At 70.6% G+C, this 11,510-nt stretch carries 9 protein-coding genes; 4 read left to right on the forward strand and 5 right to left on the reverse strand.

Annotated features, from left to right (window positions below; genetic code table 11):
* The first annotated feature begins 2 nt into the window (after nucleotides 1-2).
* Nucleotides 3-1,277 (forward strand): HlyC/CorC family transporter, encoded by a 1,275-nt coding sequence (locus AncyloWKF20_RS11835; protein ID WP_279314266.1) that lies wholly within the window; start codon nucleotides 3-5, stop codon nucleotides 1,275-1,277.
* Between the two features lie 81 nt (nucleotides 1,278-1,358).
* Here the strand turns inward: AncyloWKF20_RS11835 and AncyloWKF20_RS11840 are convergent, their stop codons facing one another.
* The gene (locus tag AncyloWKF20_RS11840; protein WP_279314267.1) at nucleotides 1,359-1,667 is read right to left on the reverse strand and encodes a BolA family transcriptional regulator; all 309 of its coding nucleotides are present in this window, start codon (nucleotides 1,665-1,667) and stop codon (nucleotides 1,359-1,361) included.
* Nucleotides 1,668-1,777: 110 nt separating this feature from the next.
* On the opposite strand from AncyloWKF20_RS11840, the gene AncyloWKF20_RS11845 reads away from it, so the two are divergent.
* The 3 genes from AncyloWKF20_RS11845 to cobT all read left to right on the forward strand — a co-directional run bounded on the left by AncyloWKF20_RS11845 (nucleotide 1,778) and on the right by cobT (nucleotide 5,628).
* The gene (locus tag AncyloWKF20_RS11845; RefSeq protein ID WP_267585229.1) at nucleotides 1,778-2,395 is read left to right on the forward strand and encodes a J domain-containing protein; all 618 of its coding nucleotides are present in this window, start codon (nucleotides 1,778-1,780) and stop codon (nucleotides 2,393-2,395) included.
* Between the two features lie 55 nt (nucleotides 2,396-2,450).
* Nucleotides 2,451-3,437 carry a cobaltochelatase subunit CobS gene (cobS, locus tag AncyloWKF20_RS11850; RefSeq protein ID WP_267585228.1) on the forward strand — a complete coding sequence of 329 codons (987 nt, stop codon included), beginning with the start codon at nucleotides 2,451-2,453 and terminating at the stop codon, nucleotides 3,435-3,437.
* A gap of 127 nt (nucleotides 3,438-3,564) precedes the next feature.
* Complete coding sequence (gene cobT, locus AncyloWKF20_RS11855; RefSeq protein ID WP_279314268.1) at nucleotides 3,565-5,628, forward strand: cobaltochelatase subunit CobT; 2,064 nt, start codon at nucleotides 3,565-3,567, stop codon at nucleotides 5,626-5,628.
* Nucleotides 5,629-6,524: 896 nt separating this feature from the next.
* Here cobT and AncyloWKF20_RS11860 read toward each other — a convergent pair.
* The 4 genes from AncyloWKF20_RS11860 to hemC form a co-directional block, all read right to left on the reverse strand.
* The gene (locus tag AncyloWKF20_RS11860; protein WP_279314269.1) at nucleotides 6,525-8,216 is read right to left on the reverse strand and encodes a heme biosynthesis HemY N-terminal domain-containing protein; all 1,692 of its coding nucleotides are present in this window, start codon (nucleotides 8,214-8,216) and stop codon (nucleotides 6,525-6,527) included.
* The gene (locus AncyloWKF20_RS11865; RefSeq protein WP_279314270.1) at nucleotides 8,213-9,670 is read right to left on the reverse strand and encodes a hypothetical protein; all 1,458 of its coding nucleotides are present in this window, start codon (nucleotides 9,668-9,670) and stop codon (nucleotides 8,213-8,215) included. The genes AncyloWKF20_RS11860 and AncyloWKF20_RS11865 overlap by 4 nt, the downstream gene beginning before the upstream one ends.
* Nucleotides 9,671-9,767: 97 nt before the next feature.
* Nucleotides 9,768-10,508: a uroporphyrinogen-III synthase gene (locus AncyloWKF20_RS11870; RefSeq protein WP_279314271.1), complete on the reverse strand. Its 741-nt coding sequence runs from the start codon at nucleotides 10,506-10,508 to the stop codon at nucleotides 9,768-9,770.
* A gap of 10 nt (nucleotides 10,509-10,518) precedes the next feature.
* Nucleotides 10,519-11,457: a hydroxymethylbilane synthase gene (gene hemC, locus AncyloWKF20_RS11875; protein ID WP_279314272.1), complete on the reverse strand. Its 939-nt coding sequence runs from the start codon at nucleotides 11,455-11,457 to the stop codon at nucleotides 10,519-10,521.
* Nucleotides 11,458-11,510: the final 53 nt, after the last annotated feature.

The raw sequence follows: 11,510 nt of genomic DNA on the forward strand, positions 1-11,510 counted from the left end.
CCATGACCGCTTATGACTGGATCGCCCTCGGCGCCGTCGTCGCCTGCCTGCTCTTGTCCTTCTTCTTTTCCGGCAGCGAAACGGCGCTGACCGCCTCCTCCAAGGCGCGCATGCACGCGCTGGAGAAGAACGGCGATACACGCGCCGCGCTGGTCAACCGCATGATGAGCCAACGCGAGCGGCTCATCGGCGGCATCCTGCTCGGCAACAACCTCGTCAATATCGGCGCCTCCTCGCTGGCCACCGGCATCCTGCTCGCCTGGTTCGGCACCGCCGGCATCGCCTATGCGACGATCGGCATGACGGTGGTGGTGGTCATCTTTTCCGAGGTGCTGCCCAAGACCATCGCCATCAACCACCCCGATCAGGTGTCGCTGCGGGTGGCGCGGCCGATCCAGATCATCGTCGGCCTGTTCGGCCCGCTCACCCTCGCCATCGAGGCCTTCGTGCGGGCGCTGCTGCGCGCCGTCGGCGTGTCCCTCGGGGCCACCACCAGCGTGCTTTCCGCCTCCGAGGAACTGCGCGGCGCGGTCGATCTCTTGCACCGCGAGGGCAGCGTGGTGAAGGACGAGCGCGACATGCTCGGCGGCCTGCTCGACCTCAGCGAGCTGGAAGTCTCCGACATCATGGTCCACCGCACCAAGATGGCGAGCCTCAACGCCGACGAGCCGCCGGAGAAGATCGTGCGCGAGGCCCTCGCCTCGCCCTTCACCCGCCTGCCGCTATGGCGCGAGCGGCCGGACAACATCGTCGGCGTGCTGCACGCGAAGGATCTGCTGCGCGAGCTTCAGGCGCTCGGCAACGATGTCACCCGCCTCTCGGTGGAGAAGATCGCCCGCGAGCCCTGGTTCGTGCCGGATGTCACCTCGCTCGCCGACCAGCTCAAGGCCTTCCGCCGGCGCAAGCAGCACTTTGCCCTCGTCGTCGACGAGTATGGCGAGGTGATGGGGCTGGTGACGCTGGAGGACATTCTCGAGGAGATCGTCGGCGACATCACCGACGAGCATGACCGCGCCTTCACCGGCGCCCGCCGCAACCCGGACGGCTCGGTCAGCGTCGAGGGTTCGGTGCCGATCCGCGACGTCAACCGCGCCATGGGCTGGGATCTGCCGGACGAGGAAGCCACCACCATCGCCGGGCTCGTCATCCACGAGGCGCGCATCATCCCCGAGCCGGGCCAGACCTTCCTGTTCCACGGCTTCCGCTTCCAGGTGATGCGCAAGCAGCGCAACCGCATCACCCTGTTGCGCGTCACCCCGCTGCCGCGGGCGGCCTGAGCGGCCACCGGCTCTTCAATTTCACGCCCGCGCGCCCATATAGGCGAGGAACTTCCGGGCGAGGAACCAAGAGCGCGTCCGCTACTCGCCCGGCGCCTTCGCCTCGATGGCGAGGGCGTGCAGGCCGCGCGACAGCTCATCCGCCAGCAAGCCGTTCACGATCCGGTGACGGGCGAGCCTGTTCTGTCCGGAAAACGCCTCCGCGACGATCCGCACACGTAGATGCGTGAGCTGGCCGGGACGGTGGCCGCCATGGCCCTCATGGCGGTGGCTTTCATCCTCGAGCTCCAGCACGCTCGGGGAGAGCTCGGCGAGGGCGGCGCGCACGCGGGCCAGCGCCGCGGCGACGGCATCGACGGTGGGAAGGCTTGGGGAGGCAGGGGTTGTCATGGACGTTGCGCTAGCTCCGGACACACGGGGCGTCAATATCGCCACCGAGGACGGTGACGAACAGGTGGTTTCTTGTATACCTGGCCAGCCAGCCGCATAATCGACGGATCATGAAGCTCGACTCTCCCTTCTTCGACCGCATCCGCGTGAAGCCCGACCGGGACCGCCGTCTCAAGGCGGAGTGCCCGCAATGCGAGTGGGCGGGCTGCGACAAGCCTGCGACGCACCGCGCGCCAAAGGGGCGGCACAGCGAGGGGCAGTTCTGGAACTACTGCTTCGACCATGTGCGGGCGTACAACCAGTCCTACAATTATTTCGCCGGCATGCCGGACGATGCCGTCACCGCCTACCAGAAGGACGCGCTGACCGGCCATCGTCCGACCTGGAAGATGGGCATGCGCGGCGCCGGCAAGACCGCCGAGACCGCCCGCCGCCACGCGCCCGAGGGCTTCGCCGACCCGTTCGGCGTGTTCGGCGAGATGGGCGGCACCGAGCGGCCCGACCCCGCCCCGGCGCGCGAGAGCCGCATGGTGCGCAATGTCGAGCGCCGCGCCTTCGAGTCGCTGGGGATGGAGATTTCCGCCACGCCGGAGGAGATCAAGGCGCGCTTCAAGGTTCTGGTGAAAAAATACCACCCGGACGCCAATGGCGGCGATATTTCGACCGAAGACCGCCTGCGCGACGTGATCCAGGCCTATAATCATCTGAAGAACGCGGGCTTCGCGTAAGCGCCGCACCTGCCAGACAAGCCCGCGTGCATTTCGGCGCGGCAACGGAGGAAGAATGACCGCCTCGCCCACGCAAACCGCCCCGCTGCCGGACATGAAGGTTTCGGTCCGACAGGTGTTCGGGCTCGATGTCGATCTCGACGTGCCGGCCTATGCCGAACCCGACGCCTATGTGCCGGAAGTCGATCCCGACTATCTGTTCGACCGCCCGACCACGCTCGCCATCCTCGCAGGCTTCGCGCATAACCGCCGCGTCATGGTCACCGGCTATCACGGCACCGGCAAGTCGAGCCACATCGAGCAGGTGGCGGCGCGGCTGAACTGGCCCTGCGTGCGCGTCAACCTCGACAGCCACATCTCGCGCATCGACCTGATCGGCAAGGACGCCATCGTGGTCCGCGACGGTCTGCAGGTCACCGAGTTCCGCGACGGCATCCTGCCCTGGGCCTACCAGAACAATGTCGCGCTGGTGTTCGACGAGTATGACGCCGGCCGCCCGGACGTGATGTTCGTGATCCAGCGCGTGCTGGAGAGCGCCGGCCGCCTGACGCTGCTCGACCAGAACCGCGTCATCCGCCCGCACGGCGCCTTCCGCCTGTTCTCGACCGCCAACACGATCGGCCTCGGCGACACGACCGGCCTCTATCACGGCACGCAGCAGATCAACCAGGCGCAGATGGACCGCTGGTCCATCGTCACCACGCTGAACTATCTGGCGCATGACAAGGAAGTCGACATCGTCCTGTCCAAGGCGAAGTACTTCCAGACCGAGGGCGGCCGCGACACCGTGGCGCGCATGGTGCGCCTGGCCGATCTCACCCGGCAGGCCTTCATCAATGGCGACCTGTCGACCGTGATGAGCCCCCGCACGGTCATCACCTGGGCCGAGAATGCCGAGATCTTCCAGGATCTCGCCTTCTCCTTCCGCGTGACCTTCCTCAACAAGTGCGACGAGCTCGAGCGCACGCTGGTGGCCGAGTTCTACCAGCGCTGCTTCGGCAAGGAACTGGCCGAGTCCGCCGTCAACGTCGTCATGTCCTGACGCCGCCTCCCTGCGCGGGGAGGACATCCAGCACCCAAGGTGCGACCCGACACAGGGCCGCACCCTGCGGTCCCGTTACCGGGCCGCCACTCCTGCGGGAGATCATGCCAGCAACAAGGCCCGCGCCATGAGCACCTCGAACCGCCCCAACCGCCCGGCCCCCAAGGAAGCCCCGACCGAGCCGCTGAAGCGCGCGGTGACGGGCTGCCTGCGCGCCATTGCCGGCGACCGCGAGATCGAGGTGAGCTTCGGCGCCGACAAGCCGGGCTTCGCCGATGGCCGCGCGCGCCTGCCCGAGCCCTCGCGCCGGCTCTCCAAGCAGGAGGCCGCCATCATGCGCGGCCACGCCGATTCCATGGCGCTGCGCATGGCCTGCCACGACCCGAAGGTGCACAAGCGCCTCGTGCCCATGGGCCAGCAGGCCCGCGCCGCCTTCGAGGCCGCCGAGCAGACCCGCTGCGAATCGCTCGGCGCCATCCGCATGGACGGCGTGGCGCTGAACCTCTCGGCCATGCTGGAAGACCGCTACCAGAAGGCCAATTTCGCCAACCTCTCCGACCGCTCCGACGCCCCGCTGGAACACGCGCTCTCGCTCATCCTGCGCGAGCGCATGACCGGCATGGCCCCGCCGGCGGCGGCGCGCGAGATGGTCAATCTCTGGCGCGGCTTCATCGAGGAGCATGGCGCGCGCGCGCTCGACGAGCTCGCCACCTCCGCCGACAATCAGGGCCGCTTCGCCGAGGCGATGCGCGACCTGCTCTCCTCGCTCGGCATGGGCGAGGACATCGCCCCGTTCGACGAGAATAACGACCCCTCCACCGACGCCGACGACCGGCGCGACGAGGATAATGGCAAGGGCAGCGAGGCCGAGCCGGACGAGAACTCCGAGGGCACGACGGAGGTCGACAGCGACCTGTCCTCCGACCAGAACCCGGAGGAATCCGAGGAGCAGCAGGAGCAGCCGACCTCCGAGCTCTCCGACGATGCCGAGCTCGGCGAGGCGGACGAGGCCTCCGAGCCCTGGCAGCCGCAGCAGGCCGTGCCGAGCGAGCCCCGCGCGCCGGAATATCACCCCTTCACCCCGCGCTTCGACGAGACGGTGAACGCGGACGAGCTGTGCGACCCCGAGGAGCTGGCGCGGCTGCGCGCCTATCTCGACAAGCAGCTCACCCATTTGCAGGGCGTCGTCGCCCGCCTCGCCAACCGCCTCCAGCGCCGGCTGATGGCGCAGCAGAATCGCGGCTGGGAGTTCGATCTCGAAGAAGGCATGCTCGACCCCGCGCGCCTGCACCGCATCATCACCGACCCGATGCAGCCGCTCTCCTTCAAGCGCGAGCGCGACACGGATTTCCGCGACACCGTCGTCACGTTGCTGCTCGACAATTCCGGCTCGATGCGCGGGCGCCCGATCACCGTTGCCGCCGCCTGCGCCGACATTCTCGCGCGCACGCTGGAGCGCTGCGGCGTGAAGGTGGAAATCCTCGGCTTCACCACCAAGGCGTGGAAGGGCGGGCAGGCGCGCGAGGCGTGGCTCTCCGCCGGCAAGCCGGGTGCGCCCGGCCGCCTCAACGATCTCCGGCACATCATCTACAAGGCGGCGGATGCCCCGTGGCGCCGCGCCCGGCGCAATCTCGGCCTGATGATGCGCGAAGGGCTGCTCAAGGAGAACATCGACGGCGAGGCGCTCGATTGGGCGCATAACCGCCTGCTCGCCCGCAGCGAGCAGCGCCGCATCCTGATGATGATCTCCGACGGTGCGCCGGTGGACGATTCCACCCTCTCGGTGAACCCCGGCAATTATCTGGAACGCCATCTGCGCTGGGTGATCCAGCAGATCGAGGACAAGTCCCCGGTCGAGCTGATCGCCATCGGCATCGGCCACGATGTGACGCGCTACTACAAGCGTGCCGTCACCATCGTCGATGCCGAGGAGCTGGGCGGCGCAATGACGGAAAAGCTTGCCGAGCTGTTCGACGAGAAGCCGCGCGGCGACGCCCGCAAGTCGCGCTCCACCGCCCCGATCAACCTCGCCAAGCCCGGCGGCGCGCCGGCGGGCGGTCCCGGCCGCGGCCCCGCCGGTGGTTTGGGCGGTGGTGGTGGCGGCAAGGGCATCGGCACCGCCCCCGGCCGCCCGGTCTCCGGCAAGGCCAGCCCCTCCCCCGCCCACATCCCCACCCGCCGCGTGCAGTAGCGGGCGGGGCGGGAGCCGCCCCCCCAAACGCCGTCATCCCGGCGAAGACGCGGAGCGTCCCTCCCCGCCCCCAAAACGCCGTCATCCCGGCCCCTCGGGTCTTGCCTACGACAAGCCCAAGGGCAGGCTCCGCGAAGCGAAGAGCCGGGATCGTCCACCATGTCCGTCGCGCGGTTTCGGCACGCGATCCCGGATCGGCCTCCGGCCGTCCGGGATGACGACAGGCGCGGCAAACGAGACAAACGCGACAGCCCAGCCAATACACCGTCATGCCCGGGCTTGGCCCGGGCATCCACGTCTTCCCAAACGGCGCGCCCGGCAGACGTCATGGATCCCCGGGTCAAGCCCGGGGATGACGGTTGCTGGACGGCGCCACGTGGCGCGGCGATTGGCCGGGTATAGAGCGCGCAGCATCGGCACGCGATCCCGGATCGGCCTCCGGCCGTCCGGGATGACGACAGGCGCGGCAAACGAGACAAACGCGACAGCCCAGCCAATACACCGTCATGCCCGGGCTTGACCCGGGCATCCACGTCTTCCCGCGCCACCCCTTGAATTCCCCGAACGGCACCCCATTTCCTGATCACCCAGCCAGGAAAGGGCTGTCGGCATGGTGGCGCCTCGTCAGCGTCTCGTCGGCAGGAAAGCGGTCAGGACGGATGTACTCCGACCGCCTTTCGTCCCTCCGGTCGCCTTGACCAGCGACCGGGTCTTGGACGGGAGACGCTCCGCAGGGAGCGGCAAGCGCGCCGAGAGGCGCGCTTTTTCTTTGCGTCAAAGGTTGCGCGCCGAGAGGCGCGCTTTTTCTTTGCGCTGAAGGTTCCGCGCCGAGAGACGCGCTGGGCCGCCGCCTGAACGAAAAAGGCGCGCCACCGGGGCGCGCCTTCATCGGGAAATCACACGCCGTAAGGTGGGCGCGTGGTGCCGGCGGGCTCGTCGGGGAACGGACCGGGGCCGGGATCATCCGGCAGATGCGGCATGGCGACCACCGGCGCGCCGGCCGGGCGCTTCGCCGCCTCGACCGGGGCCGCATCCAGCTTGATGTCCGGCTTAGGCGTGGCTTTGGCGGCTTCCGCCTTCACACCCTCGGCCTTGCTGCCCTCCACCTTGGCGCTCTCCACCTTGGCGGGCGCGGGCGTGAGGTCGATCACCTCAGGGCGCGGCTCGACCTCGGGGGCGAGCGGCGTGGGATCCTCGCCAGCGAGATCGACCACCGGCGCCTCGGGCGCGGCCACCGGGCGGGCGGCGATGGCGGCGGCGATCGCCGCCTTCACCCGCTCGGCCTCGTTCTCCAGCATCGGCGTCGTGGCAAGGCCGGGCGGCAGTTTCCACTCGAAAGCGTCAAGCCGGCCGGTGACCGGCGAGACCGGCCCCCAGGCTTCCGCCACCACGCCATCGGCCACCCAGGCCGGGTCCTGCTGCGCACGCACGGCGCGGGCTGTCCATTCGCGGGCCTTGCCGACATCGCCATGCTCGGCGGCTTCCAGCTCCGCCATCAAGAGGCAGACACGCTGCGTCGGGTTGCCGAGCAGCGGCAGCAGCGCGGTGCGGGCGACGTCGAACTCCAGCGCGTCGAGGGCGGCGCGGGCGAGCACCATGGCGCTCTCCGGGTGCGCCGGCGCGCGGGCAGTCAGCGTGCGGATGCGCTTCAGCCGCTCGCGCGAGGCATCGCCCGGGCGAAGATGCAGATAGGTCTCGGCGAGATCGGGATGCGGGGTCGCCGCATAGGCGTTCTCGACGATCTTGGAGGCCTTGCGCGTATCGCCGGCGGCGCCGAGCAGGCGGCCGGCAATGTCAGCGGCGGGCACCAGGGTCGGGGCGAGGCGTGCGGCCTCGACGGCTTTCTCACGGGCGATGGCGGGGTCGGAGAGCTCGATCGCCTGCGCCTGCGCGGCGAGCAGCACCGCCCGGCGGCGGCGATGGGCGGCGCGGTCAAGCCCACCATGGGCGGCTTCCCGCTCGAGCATGGCCAGCGCGCCGGTGAAGTCGCCCTTCAAGCAGCGCGCCTCGATCACCGCATCCGCCGCCCAGGCAAGGCCCGGCTCGTGCCGGGCGGCTTCTTCCGCCGCCATCAGCGCGGCATTGGCGTCGCCACGCCGGCGGGCTTCCACATGCAGCCCGCGCAGGCCGAGCAGGCGGGTGCCGGGCGCGTCCGCCATGGTGCGGAACGCCGCCTCGGCGCCGGCCGCGTCGCCGGAAAGTTGCGCCGCCTGCGCCGCGAGCAGGCGGGCGAGCGGCTCATGGCCCATCAGCCGCTCGGCGTCATTGGCGGCGCGGCGCGCGCCCATCACGTCGCCCGAGCCGACGGCGACCAGGCCGCGCGAGATCGCCGCCCAGCCCTTGTTGCGCCGGCGGGTGCGCCAGGAACCGGCGATCATGTCCGGCGAGCGCAGGATGAGGCGCAACAGCGTCCAGATCAGGATCGCGGCGGCGATCACCGCCAAGAGCGCGCTGGCGGCGACCAGCACGCTGGTCTCGATGTGCCAGCCCTGCCAGTCGAGAGCGATCTGGCCGGGGCGGTCGGCGAGCCAGGCGACGCCGAAGGCGATGGCGGCGAGGATCAGCAGATAGACGACGATGCGGATCACTGGGTTCCTCCCGCAAGGCTGGCGAGCACATGATGGCTCAGCCCGCCAATGGTGGCGAGCGCCGCCTGCCGCTGCTCAAGGCTCTCGATCACCGGGGCGACGGCGGATTTGCCCTCGGCCGGCAGGCCGTTCAGCGTCGCCAGCGCGCCGGCATAGTCGTTCCGCTGGAGCTGGGCGCGGGCGGTCGCGACCGCCTCGGCATCGGCGCCCACCGGGGCGTCGTCGCTGCGGCGGACGGTGACAAGCCCCTTGGCGCTCTCCACCAGCCGGTCGAGAACGCCGGCATCGGCCGGCGCCGCCACGGCGGACGGCGCGGGGGTGGTCGCGGCCTTGAGCTGGTCGGCCAGCGCCGGGCCGGTGCCATAGCCGCTCGCGGCCTTCGGCTCCAGCGCGGCAAGCCCCTCTCCGCCGGCGCCGAGCAGAGCGCGCGTCGCCTTCAGTTCGGTGGTGAAGGGCTGGCCGCCGCTCACCGCCACTTGCAGCGCGCTGAGTGCGACAAGCTGCGCCGCGCCCTGCCCGCTCGCCTGCTGCTGCTGGGCGACGGTGGCGAGGCGCTGTTCCAGCGCGCTGATGCGGGCGGTGGCGGTGGCGAGATCCTGCGGCGAGGCGGCCGGTGGCGGGGCCGGAATGGCCGCGACCTGCTGCTGCAGCGCATCGACCTTGCCGGACAGCGCCGTCAGCTGCTCGGGCGCGACCGATGGCGCCGGCGCGGGCAGGCCATCCACCTTCTGCTGGAGCGCGTCGAGACGGCCGCCGAGCGCGGCAAACTCCTCGGGCGATGTGGCAGGCGCCGGCGCGGCGTTGTCGGCAATTCCGTTCACCCGCTCGCCGACATCGGCGAGGCCGGATTCCAGCGCGTCGAGCCGGGTCGCCAGATCCTGCGGCAGGTTGATATTCGCGGCCGGCGCGGTGCCGCCCGCCGCGCTTTCCATGGCATCCACGCGCTGGCGCAGATCGAGCGCGCGCGCTTCAAGCTGGGTGATGGCGTCGGCATTCTGCTCGGCGCTGTAGAAGGTATTGACCACGGCGAGCGCCACGGCGGCGCCGATCACGCCGGAGACCAGCGCGGCAATGAGGCCGGTCACCAGACCCATCTGCCGCTTCGGCACGGGCGCCTCGGCTGGCGTGCCCGGCAGTTCGGCGGCGTGGACGGGCTCGGGCGGCGGGGTCTCGGAAGACGGCGCTTCGGCGTCAGCCTTGTCCGGGTTGTTCACGGTGTCGGTATCCTTCAGCGGGCCGCCATCGGCATCGAGCACCGGCACCTCGGCGGGTGCGGCATCCTCGCTCGGCGGCGTGTCTTTGGCGCCGGTCGGCGGCGGCACTTCGGTCGCCGCGAGATCGAGCGTCGGTGGCGGACGGCGGCGCGATTTGCCGCGCGCACCTGCCTCAAGCGCCTCATGATCGGTCTCGGTCGCCGATCCGGTGGGTTCGTGTTTGGAGTCTTTCGTCGCCACGTGCGTACCTCCCCGAGATCATAAAGCGCCGACCCGCCCTCGGTTCCCGGGATAGACCGCACCTGCCCTCCCCGCAACCTCGGGAGAGCCCCATGGTTTACCGGTCGAGCAGCGCGAACAAGCCCTCTTCCGTCGGGGAATCGGCGATGCGCGTCGGCCAGCCCGCACCCGCCAGAGGCGCCGCGACATTGGCGGAAAAGCACAGATGCTGGACCCGCGCCAGCGCCGCGCAGAGGCCCGCCGCAAGCCCCCCGGCCCTGTCCGCCGCTTGGGCGCAGGCCACCAGCGTCGCCGCCGTGCGCGGGGAGAAATGAATGGCCGCGTCGATCTGCCCCGCCACCAGCGCCGCGCAGGTTTCCGGTGCCAGAGCGGGAGCCGGCACGGCGCGGTAGATGACGAAAAGTTCAACGCCGATCCCGTCGCCCGCCAGCGCCGCGCCGAGATCGACCGCCCGGTCCTCGCCCGCCACATGCAGCACCCGCGCCCCGCGCGGCAGGCTCGTGCGGATCAGCGCCACCAGCGCCGCGCCATCCCCGCCGGCGATATGGAGGTCGGCGAAACCCTCGGGAGCGACGGCGGCGGTGCGCCGGCCCACCGCATAGAGCGGCAGCCGCGTCAGGGCCGAAAGCTCGGGCCGGGCCGCCAGCGCCCGCGCCCCGTTCACGCTGGTCAGCGCCACCGCGTCGAACGGGCCGGCGGGAAGTGCCGCCGCACGGATCGGCTCGACGATCAGCAGCGGATCGACCAGCGCGGAGAGCCCCGCCGCCCCCAGCCGCGCGGCGGTGGCCTCAGCATCCGGCTGCGGCCGCGTGACCAGGATCCGCGTGAGCGCGCCCACCGGCCCGGCCTTAATGCGCCACGTGCGGCAGCAGGTCGGGCGGCACCATGGCGCGCATTTCGTGCCCGGCGGCGATGCCGAGTTCCAGCGCACGGTTGAGCGGCCCGTGGCGGACGATCTCGTAATATTGCGTGCCGTCGGGCGAGAGCACCGCGCCGCGGAAGCGGATCTCGTCTCCCACCACCTGCGCATGGCCGGCAATGGGCGTGCGGCAGGAACCGTCGAGCTCGCCGAGATAGGCCCGCTCCACCCGCAAAGCGAGGCCGGTCGCCGGGCAGATGACCGGCACGATGAGCGAATCGACCGCGAGGTCGCGCTGGCGCGTTTCGATCGCCACCGCCCCCTGCCCGACGGCCGGCAGGAAATCGCCGGTCTCCAGCACGCTGCTCACCCGGTCCGCCATGCCGAGGCGGGTGAGGCCGGCGAGCGCCAGAAGCGTCGCGTCGAATTCGCCGCTCTCCACCTTGTTCAGCCGCGTCTGCACATTGCCGCGCAGCAGCGAGACCTGAAGGTCCGGCCGCAGCCGGCGCAGCTGCGCCTCGCGCCGCAGCGAGGCGGTGCCCACCTTCGCGCCTTCCGGCAGGTCGCGCAGCGCCACTCCCTCGCGCAGGATCAGCGCGTCGCGCACATCCGCGCGCGGCAGGTAGCCGACAAGGTGCAGCCCGTCCGGCAGGCGCGTCGGCATGTCCTTGGCCGAATGCACGGCGAGGTCGATGCGCCGCTCCAGCAGCGCCTCCTCGATTTCCTTGGTGAAAAGCCCCTTGCCACCGGCCTGCGACAACGCCCGGTCGGTGATGGCATCCCCGGTGGTGCGGATCACCACCACCTCGACCGCTTCCGGCGCCCATTTGTGATGGCGCACCAGCACATCGCGCACGGCATGGGCCTGCCAGAGCGCCAGCGGGCTGCCACGGGTGCCGAGCCGGAGGCGGGGAAGCGATTGCGTCATGGCGTCCTGCGGTGCTAGCGGTTCGGGAACGGGTTCAGAACACCGTCCAACCC

Origin of the sequence: Ancylobacter sp. WKF20, assembly GCF_029760895.1 — a bacterium.
GTDB lineage: Bacteria > Pseudomonadota > Alphaproteobacteria > Rhizobiales > Xanthobacteraceae > Ancylobacter.